This is a genomic window from Streptomyces sp. SID10853 (assembly GCF_010548145.1).
Taxonomy (GTDB): Bacteria; Actinomycetota; Actinomycetes; order Streptomycetales; family Streptomycetaceae; genus Streptomyces.
In genome coordinates this window covers 1-15,077 of record NZ_JAAGLN010000172.1, presented here as the reverse complement: position 1 = coordinate 15,077, position 15,077 = coordinate 1, and the positions used below count along the sequence as shown (strand labels likewise).

The window sequence follows — 15,077 nt, the reverse complement described above, 5'->3', positions numbered from 1 at the left end:
TCACATTGAGGATCTCGTTGCAGCCCTCCAACTGCTGGAAATCCTCAAGAGTGGGATCCTGCGCCTGCAACATCGTGCCCATCGCACCATCGGCCACCACCACACGGGTGGCGAGTGCCTCACGGAGGGCGTCAGCTCGGGTCCGGCTGTCAGCGGAAGGGGTCGGCGACGAGGCCATGGAATGTACTCCCTGGGATGCGACGGCTGTCGGCTTTGCGCCTTCCGGCAGGATGGCGCACCTGGCCAGGGTAGCGGGGACGGTGCCGATCGGGGTCGGCGTCCCAGGAGGCGGACGCCCCGGTCGCCACGGGCCGGGGGGAGACGCCCGGTACCGCCCGGCCGCACTCCGCGTGACACTGGGTCGACATGGACCGATAGTGTTCAGCATTGCCGAACAGTGTGGAGGGTGGCCCAGCAATGGCGAAGAACATTCAGTCCCTGGAGCGGGCGGCTGCGATGCTGAGGCTCCTCGCGGGCGGCGAGCGGCGGCTCGGCCTGTCCGACATCGCCTCCTCCCTCGACCTGGCCAAGGGCACCGCCCACGGCATCCTGCGCACCCTCCAGCAGGAGGGTTTCGTGGAGCAGGACCCGGCGTCCGGGCGCTATCAGCTGGGGGCCGAGCTGCTGCGCCTGGGCAACAGCTATCTGGACGTCCACGAACTGCGGGCACGCGCCCTCGTCTGGACCGACGACCTGGCCCGCTCCAGCGGTGAGAGCGTCTATCTGGGCGTCCTGCACCAGCGGGGCGTACTGATCGTCCACCACGTCTTCCGCCCGGACGACAGCCGCCAGGTGCTGGAGGTCGGGGCCATGCAGCCGCTGCACTCCAGCGCGCTGGGCAAGGTGCTCTCGGCGTACGACCCGGTGGCGCACAGCGAGGCGCTGGAGACCGAGCGGGAGAGTTTCACGCCCCGCACGGTCAGCGGCCTGGAGCAGTTCGAGACCGTACTGAATCTCACCAGGGCGCGCGGCTGGGGCTCCGACATCGAGGAGACCTGGGAGGGCGTGGCGTCGGTGGCCGCCCCCATCCACGACCGGCGCAGGATGCCGCTGGGTGCGATCGCCGTGACCGGCGCGGTCGAGCGGGTCTGCGTGGACGGGGAGCTGCGCCCCGAGCTGGTGGCTGCGGTACGCGACTGCGCCCGCTCCGTCTCCCGTGATCTGGGCGCCGGCCGCTTCTGAGGCGCTTCGGCGGCCCCGCCCACGGAGCCGCCCCGAGGTCGCGGCGGGAACCCCGACCGAGTTTCACGTCACAGCCTCTTGACCTTTACCGACCGCAGGACAAAACTGCCGTTCATCGGTCGGCATTGTCGAACACTTAACGGAAATACGCGTTAAGGTGTGACAGTGCCAAAGGGCCGGCAACGCCCTCACCTGAGGGCGCGGACGACCGGAGGAAACCGGTGTCCGGCTTCCCCTGGACGAAGGACAAAGGAGTCGCGGGTGTCCAGCTCCGACATCTTCATCGGCGAGACCATCGGGACCGCCGTACTCGTACTGCTCGGCGCCGGTGTGTGCGCCGCCGTAACCCTCAAGCGCTCCAAGGCCAAGGACGCGGGCTGGCTGGCCGTCACGTTCGGCTGGGGCTTCGCCGTACTGACCGCCGCCTACATCTCCACCGGCGTGTCGGGCGCGCACCTGAACCCGGCGGTGACCATAGGGCTGGCCGTCAAGGGCGACACCCCGTGGAGCGACGTACCGCTGTATCTCGGCTCGCAGCTGCTCGGCGCCATGATCGGCGCTGCGCTCGTCTGGGTCGCGTACTACGGTCATTTCCAGGCCCACCTCAAGGACCCGGAGATCGTGGCACTGGACAAGAGCCCCGCGAAGAACGAGCCAGGCCCCGGCCCGGTGGGCGGTGTCTTCTTCACCGCGCCCGAAATCCGCAACGTCGCGCAGAACCTGGCCACCGAGATCATCGGCACCCTGGTCCTGGTCCTGGCGATCCTGACCCAGGGGCTGAGCGCCGACGGCAAGGGCCTGAGCATCCTCGGCGCGCTGATCACCTCGCTGGTCGTCGTCTCCATCGGGCTGTCGCTCGGCGGTCCGACCGGGTACGCCATCAACCCGGTCCGCGACCTCGGCCCCCGTATCGTCCACTCCCTGCTGCGCCTCCCCCACAAGGGCAGCTCGGACTGGAGCTACGCGTGGATACCGGTGGCGGGCCCGCTCATAGGCGGCGCTCTCGCAGGCGGTCTGTACAACCTCGCCTTCGCGTGAGCCACCCGGCATCCGGACACCCGGCAACGACGACAACCCTTCAGACCTTCGGAGCACACCGTGACCACTGACGCTCACACCACCGGGCCGTTCATCGCGGCCATCGACCAGGGCACCACCTCCAGCCGCTGCATCGTCTTCGACCGGGACGGCCGGATCGTCTCGGTCGACCAGAAGGAACACGAGCAGATCTTCCCCAAGCCGGGCTGGGTCGAGCACGACGCCGCCGAGATCTGGACCAACGTCCAGGAAGTCGTGGCGAGCGCCGTCCGCAAGGCCGGCATCACATCGGACGACGTCAAGGCCATCGGCATCACCAATCAGCGCGAGACCACGCTGATGTGGGACAAGAACACCGGTGAGCCCGTCCACAACGCCATCGTCTGGCAGGACACCCGCACCGACGCGCTCTGTCGCGAGCTCGGCCGCAACGTCGGCCAGGACCGGTTCCGCCGCGAGACCGGCCTGCCGCTGGCGTCGTACTTCGCCGGGCCGAAGATCCGCTGGCTGCTGGACAACGTCGAGGGCCTGCGCGAGCGCGCCGAGGCCGGCGACATCCTCTTCGGCACCATGGACTCCTGGGTCATCTGGAACCTCACGGGCGGGGTGAACGGCGGCGTCCACGTCACGGACGTCACCAACGCCTCCCGCACCCTGCTGATGAACCTGCACAGGATGGAGTGGGACCCGAAGATCCTCGCCTCCATCGGCATCCCGGCGGCCGTGCTGCCGGAGATCCGTTCCTCCTCCGAGGTGTACGGCACGACCAGCGAGGGCGTGCTGGCCGGCGTCCCCGTCGCCTCCGCGCTCGGTGACCAGCAGGCGGCGCTGTTCGGCCAGACCTGCTTCTCCGAGGGCGAGGCCAAGTCGACGTACGGCACCGGCACCTTCATGCTGATGAACACCGGTGACACGCCCGTCAACTCGTACAACGGCCTGCTGACCACCGTCGGCTACCAGATCGGCGACCAGAAGCCGGTGTACGCCCTCGAGGGGTCGATCGCCGTCACCGGTTCGCTCGTCCAGTGGCTGCGTGACCAGATGGGCATGATCAACAGTGCCGCCGAGGTCGAGACCCTGGCCTCGTCGGTCGACGACAACGGCGGCGCGTACTTCGTACCGGCCTTCTCCGGTCTGTTCGCCCCGTACTGGCGTCCCGACGCGCGCGGTGTGATCGCCGGTCTGACCCGCTACGTCACCAAGGCGCACATCGCCCGTGCCGTGCTCGAGGCCACGGCCTGGCAGACGCGTGAGATCAGCGACGCCATGACCAAGGACTCCGGCGTCGAGCTGACCGCGCTCAAGGTCGACGGCGGTATGACCTCCAACAACCTGCTGATGCAGACCCTCTCCGACTTCCTGGACGCACCCGTGGTGCGCCCGATGGTGGCCGAGACGACCTGCCTCGGCGCTGCCTACGCCGCCGGTCTCGCCGTCGGCTTCTGGCCGGACACCGACACCCTGCGTGCCAACTGGCGCAGGGCCGCCGAGTGGACACCCCGGATGGACGCGGCCGTCCGTGACCGCGAGTACAAGAACTGGCTCAAGGCCGTACAGCGGACCATGGGCTGGCTCGAAGACGAGGAGTAACCAATATGACCACCCTGCAGAGCGTCCCGGCCCTCGGGACGCACCCGGCCTCCGGCTCCCTTCCGAGCCGCGCCGAGACTCGGGAGCAGCTTTCCAAGGCGACGTACGACCTCCTGGTGATCGGCGGCGGAATCCTGGGCATCTCGACCGCCTGGCACGCCGCGCAGTCCGGGCTGCGGGTGGCCCTGGTGGACGCCGGCGACTTCGCCGGCGCCACCTCGTCCGCGTCCTCCAAGCTCCTGCACGGCGGCCTCCGCTACCTCCAGACGGGGGCTGTGAAGCTGGTCGCCGAGAACCACTTCGAGCGCCGCGCCGTCTCCCGTGACGTGGCCCCGCACCTGGCGAACCCGCTGACGTTCTATCTGCCGGTGTACAAGGGCGGCCCGCACGGCGCGGCCAAGCTCGGTGCGGGCGTCTTCGCCTACTCCGCGCTCTCCGCCTTCGGCGACGGCGTCGGCCATGTCATCTCCCCGGCGAAGGCGCAGCGCGATGTGCCCGAGCTGCGGACCGACAACCTCAAGGCCGTCGCGGTCTACGGCGACGACCAGATGAACGACTCCCGGATGGCCCTGATGACGGTGCGCGCCGCCGTCGAGTCCGGTGCCACCGTGCTCAACCACGCCGAGGTGACCGGGCTGCGCTTCACCCGGGGCCGGGTGACCGGTGCGGAGCTCAAGGACCGTCTCGACGGCAGCGAGTTCGGCGTCAGTGCCCGGCTCGTGCTGAACGCCACCGGTCCCTGGGTCGACCACCTGCGCAAGCTGGAGGACCCGAACGCGGCGCCCTCCATCCGGCTCTCCAAGGGCGCGCACCTGGTGCTCAGGCGGACCGCCCCGTGGCGTGCCGCGCTGGCGACGCCGATCGACAAGTACCGCATCACGTTCGCCCTGCCGTGGGAGGACCAGCTGCTGCTCGGTACGACCGACGAGGAGTACGAGGGCGACCCGGCCGATGTGTCGGTCACCGAGAAGGACATCGCCCAGATCCTGGACGAGGCCGCCTTCTCCGTACGGGACCAGCAGCTCTCGCGTGATCTGATCACGTACTCCTTCGCCGGGCTCCGGGTGCTGCCCGGCGGCCCCGGCGACACGTCGAAGGCCAAGCGCGAGACGGTCGTCACCGAGGGAAGCGGCGGGATGCTGTCGGTGGCGGGCGGCAAGTGGACGACCTTCCGGCACATCGGCCGTACGGTCATGAACAAGCTGGCCGCGCTGCCCGGCCACCCGCTCGGCGACGACATGGAGCCGATCTCGCACCTGCCGAAGAAGCAGCCGCTGCCCGGCATAGCCAACCCGCACGCGGTCGCGCACCGGCTGCTTGTGGACGGCGGGACGCAGGGGCCCGGCATGGGGGCGGACACCGCCCGCCACCTGGCCACCCACTACGGTTCGCTCTCCTTCGACATCGCGCGGCTCGCGAACGAGGACCCGGCGCTGGCCGAACGCGTCCACCCGGACGCCCCGGAGATCTGGGCGCAGGTCGTCTACGCGCGCGACCACGAGTGGGCCGAGACGGCCGACGACGTGCTGCGCCGCCGTACGACGCTGACCATCCGGGGCCTGGCCACGGACGACGTCCGGGCGAAGGTCGAGGACGTACTCGGCAAGAAGTAGCCGCACAGCGGTGAGTGAGGGGCGGTCCCGCGGGGCCGCCCCTCATTCGTGCCACACGGCTGCCACAGTGCCGCAATGTCCGGCGCCCAGAGTTGGACCATGAAGTTTCAAGTGCTCTCCCTCATCAGCCACGCCCCGCACCCGCTGACCGGTGAACTTCCCTCCGCCGCCGACCGGTTGGCGGAGGTCGTCGACACCGGCGTGGCGGCCGAGCGGCTCGGGTTCGACGGGTACGCGGTCGGCGAGCGGCACGCGGGCCCCTTCCTGTCGTCGAGTCCGACGGTGGTGCTGGGCGCGATCGCGGCGCGTACCTCGACGATCAGGCTGCTGACCGGCGTCACGGTCGTGGCGATCCTCGACCCGGTCCGGGTCGCCGAGGACTACGCGACCCTCGACCAGCTGTCGCGCGGCCGTGTCGAGCTGGTCATCGGCAAGGGCGCGGAGGCCGGTCACTTCGGCCTCTTCGGGCTCGACGAGGAGCGGCAGTGGGATCTGCAGCGGGAGAAGTACGAGCTGCTGCGCCGGCTGTGGAGTGAGGAGGAGGTCGACTGGGAGGGGGAGTTCAGGCCCGCCCTGCACGGGGTGACGACCCTCCCGCGCCCTTACCGTGGCCTCCCGCGCATTTGGCACGGCTCAGCGACCAGCCTCAACTCCCCCGAGCTGGCGGCCCGCCACGGTGACCCGCTCTTCACGGCCAACGCCATCCAGCCGCGCGAGGCGTACGCGGAGCTGATCGCCCACTACCGGGAGAAGTTCGCCGAGTACGGTCACGATCCGGCGCGGGCCCATGTGGCCGCCGGGTCGGGCGGTCTGCTGATCGCGGACAGCTCGCAGCAGGCGGTGGAGCGCTTCAGGGAGCTGTACGAGGCGAAGGTGGCGCAGAGCTTCAAGCCACAGCTGGCGGGCCGGGCCGGATACAACACCCCTTTCCGCACCATCGAGGACGCCATGGGGAGCGGACCGCAGCTCATCGGGTCCCCGCAGCAGATCATCGACAAGATCCTCGGATACCACGAGGTCTACCGGCACGATCTCCAGTCCATCAGCGTCGACGGGTTCGGGCTCGCCCGCGGGGAACAGCTGGAGACCCTGCAGCGGTTCGCGGAGGAGATCGCCCCTGTGGTGCGCAAGGAGGCGCCGTCGGACCTCTGGGAGTGAGGCCGCCCCGGCCGGAGGGGGCTCAGGGCGAGACCTCCTCCAGGCGCCGCCCCGCGGTCTCCTCGGCGCCGAGCACCGCGACGGCGGCCCCGGCCAGTGCCACCGCTCCCAGCACCACGAACACCGGGGAGACATGTCCTCCGGCGTACACCATGCCGACGACGACGGGGCCGAGGATCACCCCGAGCCGGTTCATCGCTCCGCCCATGCTGCTGCCGAGGGCGCGCATCCGGGTCGGGAAGAGTTCCGGTGTGTAGAGGTAGAGGCAGATGTTGGAGCCGAAGAAGAAGACCGCGGCGAGCGAGGTCCACACCAGCACCTGGGCCGGTGTCCTGGCGCCGAGGTACGCGAGGACGAAGAGCATCACGGCGGCCCCGGAGAGGCAGACGGTGATGACGCGCCTGCGACCGGCGCTGTCCACGGTGAGTGCGGCGGCCAGACAGCCGGCGAGCCCCGCACAGGCGGTCACGGTCGAGTAGAGGAGCGCGTCGGAGAGCGAGAGGCCGTAGCGGTTCTGGTAGATCGTCGGCAGCCAGGAGGTGATGCCGTAGTTGACGAAGTAGCCGGTGAACCAGAGGGCGCCGATCACCAGGGTGCGGCGGCGGTAGCGGCCGGTGAACAGCCCGCGCAGACCGCTCGCCCCGGCTTCCGGGACCGCGTCCGGGGCCGCTCCGGATGCCGTGCCCGCCGCGTCCGCGGGCAGGTCGGTCACGGGTGGCAGCGGCCGGCCGGTGGCACGCTGGACCTCGGTCTCGATCCTGGTCATCACATCGGCCGCCTCCTGGACCCGGCCGTGTTCGGCGAGCCAGCGCGGCGACTCGGGTACGGCACGCTGCACCAGGACGCACAGCACGCCGGGCACAGCGGCCAGCACATACATCCAGCGCCAGCCGAGCAGCGGCACCACCCAGGCGGCGACCAGCGCGCCCACGGTGAGTCCGGCCGGGAAGACCAGCTCGTAGAGCAGCACGAACCGCCCGCGCCGGTGGCTGCGGGTGATCTCCGCGATGAAGGTGGCGGCCACCGGGACCTCGCCGCCGATGGCCAGCCCCTGGACGAAGCGCACCGCCATGAAGGAGCCGGAGGACTGGGTCGCGGCCAGGGCGAGGTTGGCGACGCTGGAGACGGCCACGCACAGGGCGATGACCTTGACCCGGCCGATCCGGTCGGCGAGCCGGCCGGAGAGCACCGCGCCGATCAGCATCCCGACCGAGCCGACGGTGAGCAGCCAGGTGGACGCGGAGTCGGTGAGGTGCCACTCCTGGCGCAGCTGGGGCATCGCGTACGCGATCAGGAGCTGGTCGAACGCCTCGAAGAAGGTGACGGCGCCCACGATGAGCCGGACGGTGACATGCCAGCGGCTCATCGGGAGCCGTTCGAAACGGGCGGCGACAGCCGCCCGGACCGCTCGGTCCGCTGAAGCGTCGATCGTCATATGCAGGGTCCTCCGACTCCACGGCTGAGGGGCGAGGGCGAGGCGAGAAGAACGCGGTGTCCCACGGGGGTTGTCCGCAGCCCGGGTTACGAAGCGCGTTAGGCCAAAGTTTCTTAGCGCTTAAGTTGTATCGCTTGCGCACCGGACGGCGTCAAGGGTCTGCACAGGTAAATCACCAAACAATTGGGGGTTGCGCCGAGATATCTAAGCCCTTAGATTTCTAGCCCTCAGCCACATCGGCTCCCACCCAACCCCGTTCAGCCAGGAGGCTCCCGTATGCCCCGGTCCCCTGCTGCCGAAGTACCCGACGAAGCGCTGGTCGCCGGAGTGTGGCGCCGCGGCGCCGGTGCCCCGGCCGAGACCGTCGATCCGGCCACCGGCCGGGTGCTCGCCACCGTGCACGCCGTGACCGTGGCGGAGGTCGACAAGGCCGCCGAAGGCGCGGCCCGCGCCGCCGCCGACCCGGTCTGGCGCGCACTGCTCCCCCATCAGCGCGCCCGGCTGCTGCACCGGATCGCCGAACTCACCGAGGACGCCGCCGGGCACCTCGCCGCGCTCCAGACCGCCGACACCGGCAAGGCACTCACCGAGACCCGTGCCCTGGTGGCCAGCGCGGCCGGAACCTTCCGGTACACGGCCGCCGCGCTGGAGACCGCCGAGGAGGCGGTCACCCCGGCGCGCGGCGACTACCTCACGATGAGCACCTATGAACCGATCGGCGTCGTCGGCGCGATCAACCCCTGGAACTCCCCGGTGGCCAGCGACGCGCAGAAGCTCGCGCCCGCACTCGCCGGCGGCAACGCGGTCCTGCTGAAGCCCGCCGAGTGGACCCCGCTGGTCTCACTCGCGCTGGGCCGTCTGATCACCCGCGCGCTGGACGAACTCTCGCTGCCCGCCGGGCTGCTGTCGGTGCTCCCCGGGCGCGGCAGTGTCGTGGGCGACGCCATCGTGCGCCATCCCCGCACCGGGAAGGTCAGCTTCACCGGCGGTACGGACACCGGCCGGACGATCGCGCACGCCGCCGCAGAGAAGATCATGCCCGTCTCGCTGGAGCTCGGCGGCAAGTCGCCGACGATCGTGCTCGCCGACGCCGACATCGAACAGGCCCTGGCCGGTGTCATGTTCGGCGTCTTCTCCTCCAGCGGACAGTCCTGCATCGCCGGTTCGCGGCTCTTCGTGGCGCGGGACATCTACGACTCCTTCGTCGGGGAACTCGTCGAGCGCACCCGGAAGCTGCGGGTCGGCCCCGGCACCGCACCGGACACCCAGGTCGGCCCGCTGGTGCACCACAGGCACCGGGACTCGGTGGCGGCCCGGGTCGATCTCGCCCGCGCGGAAGGGGCCCGGGTGCTCTGCGGCGGCTCCGCACCGCAGGGCGACGCGTACCGGGACGGCGCCTACTATCTGCCGACCGTGCTCGACGGCCTGGACAACTCCTCGCGCACCTGCCAGGAGGAGATCTTCGGGCCGGTGCTCGCCGCGCTGCCCTTCGACGACGAGGACGACCTCGTCCGGCGGGCCAACGCCTCGGTGTACGGGCTGGCCTGCGGCATCTGGACCCGTGACCACCGGGCCGCCTGGCGGATCGCCCGCCGGGTCGACGCGGGCACCGTCTGGATCAACACGTACAAGCAGTTCAGCATCGCCACCCCCTTCGGCGGCCTCAAGGACAGCGGTCTCGGGCGGGAGAAGAGCCGCGACGGCATCCGCGCCTACCAGCGCCAGAAGTCCCTGTACTGGGGCACTTCGGACACCCCGCTCCCCTGGGCCGCCCTGTAGACCACCCGCCCGGTGGGCCGCCACTCGGCGGGCCACCGCCCCGTAACCACCGCCCGTTGGGCCGCCGCCGCACAGGCCCTGTCCGCGAAGCCGCTCCTGGATCAGTCCGTCTGGAGACAGTCATGCCCCAACCCCCCATCGCCCGGCTGCGGTCGCTGCGCAGCGTCGAGCTGTTCACCCCCGCCTTCACCGAGACCGCCGACTTCTACCAGGAGGTCTGGGGCCTGGAGACCGTGGAGTCGGGCCCCGCCGCACGCTGGCTGCGCGGCACCGGCGCCGAGCACCACGTCCTGCAGCTCACCCGCGCCGACCGCACCGGCCTCGGCCGCCTCGCCTTCGCGGTGGCGACACCGGCCGATGTCGACGAGGCCGCCCGGCGGCTGCTCGCCCGCGGGATCACGCCGGCCGCCGGGCCGGGGCCGCTCGACCAGGTGGGCGGCGGCTACGGACTGCGCTTCACCGACCCCGAGCAGCGGCTGATCGAGATCAGCGCCGAGGTCGACGCGGTCGCACCGCGCGGCCGGGACGGCTCGGTGCCGGTGGGTGTCACCCACACCGTGCTCAACACCGCCGACATCGACGCGTCCGTCGCCTTCTACCGCGACGTGCTCGGCCTGCGGGTCTCCGACTGGTCCGAGCACCAGATGGCGTTCCTGCGGTGCAACGCCGACCACCACTGCATCGCCTTCAACCAGGCCGAGTGGGCGTCGCTGAACCACGTGGCGTACGAGATGAGTTCGGTCGACCACTTCATGCGCGGGCTCGGGCGCCTGCGCCACCACGGCATCGTCCCGCAGTGGGGCCCCGGCCGGCACGGTCCGGGCAACAACACCTTCTCGTACTTCACCGACCCGGCCGGGCTGGTCTGCGAGTACACGTCGGACGTCGCGCAGATCGTCGAGGACACCTGGATCGCCCGGGTCTGGCGGCGTACCCCCGAGCTGTCCGACCTCTGGGGGACGGCGGGCCCGCCGTCGGCGGAGATCCGCAGCCGCATGGCCGGCACTCCGGACCCCGGCCCGCTCACCGGCACGGCGGCAACTCACCACGACACAGCGGAGGTTCCGGCATGACCCGCAGCGTAGGACTCGTCGGCTGGGGCGCCATCGGCCGCACCGTGGGCACCGCACTCGCCGCCGGCGCAGTCGAAGGGGCCGAGCTGACCTGTGTGGTCGACAACCGCGCGATCGGCGACGCGCCCGCCCCGCAGCTGACCTTCGACGAGGCCCTGGAGCGCTGCGATCTGATCGTGGAGGCCGCGGGCCAGGGTGTCGTACGGGAGTGGGCCGAGCGCATCCTGCGGTCCGGGACCGATCTGCTGATCGCGTCCGCCGGGGCGCTCACCGACGAGGAGCTGACGAAACGGCTGCTGGCCGCGGGTCCCGGCCGGGTCTACTTCACGGCGGGCGCCGTCGGCGGACTCGATCTGCTCCAGGCGGCCCGTGGTCTCGGTCCCCTCCACGAGGTGCGGCTGACCACCACCAAGCTTCCTTCGACGCTGGAACAGCCCTGGATGGACGAGGAGCTGCTGACCCGGATGCGGACGGCGACCGGTCCTGTCGAGGTCATGTCGGGCACCGCACGCGACATCCCGGTGAAGTTCCCCAAGTCGACCAATGTGGCCGCTTCGGTGGCCCTCGCCGTGGGCGACATGGACGCGGTACAGGTGAGGGTCATCGCCGACCCGGGCGCCGACCGCACCCGTCATCTGATCGAGGCCCAGGGCCCGTCGGGCGCGTACCGCTTCGAGGTCGCGCACCTGCCCGACCCGGACAACCCCGCCACCAGCCGGATCGTGCCGTACGCGGTGCTGCGCAGTATCGCGGCCCTCGCCGGGCGGTCGGGGCAGATCCTGTGACGGCCGCACCGGTGGCAGGGCCGCGGGTGACGGAGGCCGGGACCGAGGGGCCGCTGCTGCTCTGTCTGCACGGCATCGGCTCGTCGTCCGCCGCCTTCGCCCCGCAGCTCGCCGAACTCTCCGCGTATGTGCGGGTGGTGGCCTGGGACGCTCCCGGCTACGCGGAGTCGCCCGACCCGCCCGGCCCGCTGACGCTCGACGGCTACGCGGACGCGGCAGCGGCGCTCATCGAGGAGCGCGGCGGCAGCGCCCATGTGCTGGGCGTCTCCTGGGGCGGGGTCATCGCACTGCGGCTGGCCGCCCGCCACCCAGGACTCGTCGCCTCACTCGTCGTCGCCGACTCCAGCGCGGGGTCGGGCACCGATCCCGCGAAGGCGGCCGCGATGCGCGGACGGGCGGCCGAGCTGGCGGATGCCGGGCCGCGCGCCTTCGCCGAGCAGCGCGGACCGCGGCTCGTCTCCCCTGCGGCGCCCCCGGACCTGGTGCGCCGGGTCGTCGACACCATGGCCGCCGCCGTACGGCTGCCCGGTTACGGCTACGCGGCCGAGGCGATGGCCGCGGCCGACCTCCGTACCGAACTCGCCGGGATCACCGCACCCGCCCTGGTCATCTGCGGCGACCAGGACCGTGTCACCGGCCCCGACGCGAGCCAGCTCATCGCCGGCTCCCTCCACAAGTCCGCCTACGTGATCGTCAAGAACGCCGGTCACCTGGCCAACCAGGAGCAGCCCGGGGCCTTCAACGCCTGGGTCCTCTCCCACCTCCGTATCACCGCGCGGATCCCCGAGTGACCCGCCCGAGCAGCACCCCCACCGAGAAGGAGCACCCCATGCCCGTCACCACCACCGCGTACGACAACGGCGGCGACCTCGCCGGCTACACGGACTCGCTGATCGCCACCAAGGACTCCCGGGAGCCCGACTGGGACACGCTGGCCTTCCAGGCCAAGGCCGGTGAGCAGTACCGCCGGGCGCAGATCCGCTACGTCGGCTCCGGCGCCACCGGCAACCACGACGGCGACAACAGGATCCTGCCGTCCGGCGGCTTCACCTTCTCCAACATGCTGCTGCCGCCCGGCGCCGAGGGCCCCGAGCACACCCACCACGACGTCGAGGAGGCGTTCTTCGTCCTGGAGGGCAAGGTCCGCGTCGGAATCCACCGCGGCGACAACGAGTCGGAGTACCGCACGCTCGGCTACCGCGACATGATCGTGGTCCCGGCGGGTGTGGCGCGTTCGCTGAAGAACGAGGGCGACACCGACGCGCTGTTCTGCGTCGTCATCGGCACACAGAAGCCGCAGGTCCCGACCTACCCCGAGCACTCGCCGATGCACGGCGTGACGCGCGACTGATGCGCACCGTCGTCATCACCGGCGCGGGCCGTGGCCTGGGACTGGCCATGGCCCGCCGGGCGGGGCAGGACGGCTTCCGCACCGTGCTCGCCGAACTCGACCCGGAACGCGGGGATCCGGCGGCCAGGACACTGCGCGACGAGGGGCTCGACGCCCACTTCGTGCAGTGCGACGTGGCGGACCCCGCATCGGTCGACGCCCTCGCCTCGGCGGTCGCCGCACTGGGCCCGCTGCACGGGCTCGTCAACAACGCGGCGCTCGCCAACGGGGTGGGCGGCAAGGAGTTCCAGGACATCACCGTCGCGGAGTGGGACCGGCTGATGGCCGTCAACGCCCGCTCCCCCTGGCTGGTCTCCCGTGCGCTGCTGCCCCAGCTCCTCGCGCACGGCGACGGCGGGCGCATCGTCCATCTCGCGTCCGACGCGGCGCTGTACGGCTCGGTGCGGCTCGCCCACTACGTCACCTCCAAGGGCGCGGTGATCGCGCTCACCCGGGCGATGGCCCGGGAGCTCGGCGACCGGGGCATCACCGTGAACGCGGTGGCGCCCGGCATCACCGAGGGCGAGGCCACCGATTCCGTCCCCGCCGAGCGCCATGAGCTGTACCGCGCCAACCGGGCCATCTCGCGCCCGCAGCGCCCCGACGACCTGCTGGGGCTCGTCTCGTTCCTGCTGGGCGCCGAGTCCCGCTATCTCACCGGACAGGTGATCGCCGTCAACGGCGGCTTCACCATGAACTGACCCTCGGAGCAACTGATATGGATCTGGGCCTCGCCGACCGCACCGTACTGGTCACCGGCGGCAGCTCGGGCGTCGGCCTGGCCACGGTCCGCGCCCTGCTCGACGAAGGCGCCAACGTCGCCACCTGCGGCCGCGACGCGGACCGGCTGGCCGCGGCGGCCGCGGGTCTCGGCGCGGGCGCCGACCGGCTGCTCACCGGAGTGTGCGACGTCCGGGACGCCGAGGCGGTCCGCCGCTTCACCGAGCGGACCGCGGAGCACTTCGGCGCACTGGACGGGCTCGTGAACAACGCCGGCCAGTCCCGGATGAAGAACCTCGCCGAGAGCACCGCGGACGACTGGCGGGACGAACTGGAGCTGAAGTTCGCCGGCGTACTCAACCCGCTCCAGGCGGGGCTCGCCCTGCTGCGGGCCTCGCCGGCCGCATCCGTCGTCAACATCAACGCCGTACTCGCCAAGCAGCCCGAACCCCGGCTCATCACCACCAGCGCGGCCCGCGCCGGGATCCTCAACCTCTCCAAGTCCCTCTCGCAGGAGCTGGCCCCGGACGGCATCCGGGTCAACTCGGTCTGCCTGGGGCTGGTCGACACCGGGCAGTGGACCCGCCGCCACGCGGCGTCCGGCACCTCGCAGCCGTACGAGCAGTGGCAGGCGGAGCTGGCCGCCGACCGCGGTGTCTCGCTCGGCCGGCTGGGCCGCGCCGACGAGGTCGCCTACGCGGTCATCGCCCTGCTCTCGCCTCGCGCCTCGTACATCACCGGCACCGCCATCGACGTCTGCGGCGGCGTCGGCCGCTCCATCCTCTGAGGAGACCACCATGCGATACACCACCGGGGGCGATCTCCTCGTCGCCGTCCTGCGCGAACTCGGTATCGACACCGTCTTCGGCATCGTGAGCGTGCACAATCTGCCGCTGGTCGAGGCCGTCGACCGGGACCTCCGCTTCGTACCCGTACGGCACGAGGCCACCGCCGTCAGCGCGGCCGACGCCTACGGCAGGGCCCGCGGCTCGATCGGCTGCGCCCTCACCTCCACCGGCACCGGCGCGGGCAACGCGGCCGGCTCGCTCATCGAGTCACTCAGCGCCGGCACGGCGGTCCTGCACGTCACCGGCCAGATCGACAGCGCCTATCTGGGCGGCGGGCGCGGCTTCATCCACGAGACCAAGGACCAGCTCGCGATGTTGCGCGCGGTCTCCGCGTACGCCGCGACGGTCACATCGGCCGACGACGCGGGCCGGCTGCTGCGCGAGGCGGCCCTGGCCGCGCTCACCGCCCCCGGCGGGCCCGGCAGCGTCGAGTGGCCGGTGGATCTGCAGTACGCGGCGCAGACCG

At 71.3% G+C, this 15,077-nt stretch carries 14 protein-coding genes; 13 read left to right on the top strand and 1 reads right to left on the bottom strand.

All coding sequences use genetic code 11. From position 1 onward, the window contains the following. Nucleotides 1-417 precede the first annotated feature (417 nt). From G3I19_RS26135 to G3I19_RS26115, 5 genes are all read left to right on the top strand, one after another. Nucleotides 418-1,182: an IclR family transcriptional regulator gene (locus G3I19_RS26135; RefSeq protein WP_164266162.1), complete on the top strand. Its 765-nt coding sequence runs from the start codon at nucleotides 418-420 to the stop codon at nucleotides 1,180-1,182. A 261-nt stretch (nucleotides 1,183-1,443) separates the two neighbouring features. Then, nucleotides 1,444-2,220, top strand: coding sequence for an MIP/aquaporin family protein (locus G3I19_RS26130; RefSeq protein WP_164266161.1), 777 nt, complete (start codon nucleotides 1,444-1,446; stop codon nucleotides 2,218-2,220). A gap of 60 nt (nucleotides 2,221-2,280) precedes the next feature. Next, entirely contained in the window at nucleotides 2,281-3,810 is a 1,530-nt protein-coding gene (gene glpK / locus G3I19_RS26125) for a glycerol kinase GlpK (protein WP_164266160.1), read from the top strand. Nucleotides 3,811-3,815: 5 nt separating this feature from the next. Continuing rightward, nucleotides 3,816-5,423 (top strand): glycerol-3-phosphate dehydrogenase/oxidase, encoded by a 1,608-nt coding sequence (locus G3I19_RS26120; protein ID WP_164266159.1) that lies wholly within the window; start codon nucleotides 3,816-3,818, stop codon nucleotides 5,421-5,423. 99 nt (nucleotides 5,424-5,522) lie between these two features. Beyond that, nucleotides 5,523-6,581: an LLM class flavin-dependent oxidoreductase gene (locus G3I19_RS26115; protein ID WP_164266158.1), complete on the top strand. Its 1,059-nt coding sequence runs from the start codon at nucleotides 5,523-5,525 to the stop codon at nucleotides 6,579-6,581. A 22-nt stretch (nucleotides 6,582-6,603) separates the two neighbouring features. On the opposite strand, the gene G3I19_RS26110 is transcribed toward G3I19_RS26115, so the two are convergent. Next, on the bottom strand, nucleotides 6,604-8,016 hold the full coding sequence (locus tag G3I19_RS26110; protein WP_164266157.1) for an MFS transporter: 1,413 nt from the start codon (nucleotides 8,014-8,016) through the stop codon (nucleotides 6,604-6,606). A 276-nt stretch (nucleotides 8,017-8,292) separates the two neighbouring features. On the opposite strand from G3I19_RS26110, the gene G3I19_RS26105 reads away from it, so the two are divergent. The 8 genes from G3I19_RS26105 to G3I19_RS26070 all read left to right on the top strand — a co-directional run. Further along, nucleotides 8,293-9,795 (top strand): aldehyde dehydrogenase, encoded by a 1,503-nt coding sequence (locus G3I19_RS26105; protein WP_164266156.1) that lies wholly within the window; start codon nucleotides 8,293-8,295, stop codon nucleotides 9,793-9,795. 122 nt (nucleotides 9,796-9,917) lie between these two features. After that, nucleotides 9,918-10,868 carry a VOC family protein gene (locus G3I19_RS26100; protein WP_164266155.1) on the top strand — a complete coding sequence of 317 codons (951 nt, stop codon included), beginning with the start codon at nucleotides 9,918-9,920 and terminating at the stop codon, nucleotides 10,866-10,868. Then, nucleotides 10,865-11,653: an aspartate dehydrogenase domain-containing protein gene (locus G3I19_RS26095; RefSeq protein ID WP_164266154.1), complete on the top strand. Its 789-nt coding sequence runs from the start codon at nucleotides 10,865-10,867 to the stop codon at nucleotides 11,651-11,653. The genes G3I19_RS26100 and G3I19_RS26095 overlap by 4 nt, the downstream gene beginning before the upstream one ends. Next, nucleotides 11,650-12,444: an alpha/beta hydrolase gene (locus G3I19_RS26090; protein ID WP_164266153.1), complete on the top strand. Its 795-nt coding sequence runs from the start codon at nucleotides 11,650-11,652 to the stop codon at nucleotides 12,442-12,444. Before G3I19_RS26095 ends, G3I19_RS26090 begins: the two co-directional genes overlap by 4 nt. Nucleotides 12,445-12,482: 38 nt before the next feature. Then, nucleotides 12,483-13,004 carry a cupin domain-containing protein gene (locus tag G3I19_RS26085; RefSeq protein ID WP_164266152.1) on the top strand — a complete coding sequence of 174 codons (522 nt, stop codon included), beginning with the start codon at nucleotides 12,483-12,485 and terminating at the stop codon, nucleotides 13,002-13,004. Then, complete coding sequence (locus G3I19_RS26080) at nucleotides 13,004-13,744, top strand: SDR family oxidoreductase (RefSeq protein WP_164266151.1); 741 nt, start codon at nucleotides 13,004-13,006, stop codon at nucleotides 13,742-13,744. The genes G3I19_RS26085 and G3I19_RS26080 overlap by 1 nt, the downstream gene beginning before the upstream one ends. A gap of 17 nt (nucleotides 13,745-13,761) precedes the next feature. Continuing rightward, nucleotides 13,762-14,550 (top strand): SDR family oxidoreductase, encoded by a 789-nt coding sequence (locus G3I19_RS26075; RefSeq protein ID WP_164266150.1) that lies wholly within the window; start codon nucleotides 13,762-13,764, stop codon nucleotides 14,548-14,550. A gap of 10 nt (nucleotides 14,551-14,560) precedes the next feature. Next, on the top strand, nucleotides 14,561-15,077 hold a 517-nt coding region (locus G3I19_RS26070; protein ID WP_275402780.1), incomplete at its 3' end, for a thiamine pyrophosphate-binding protein.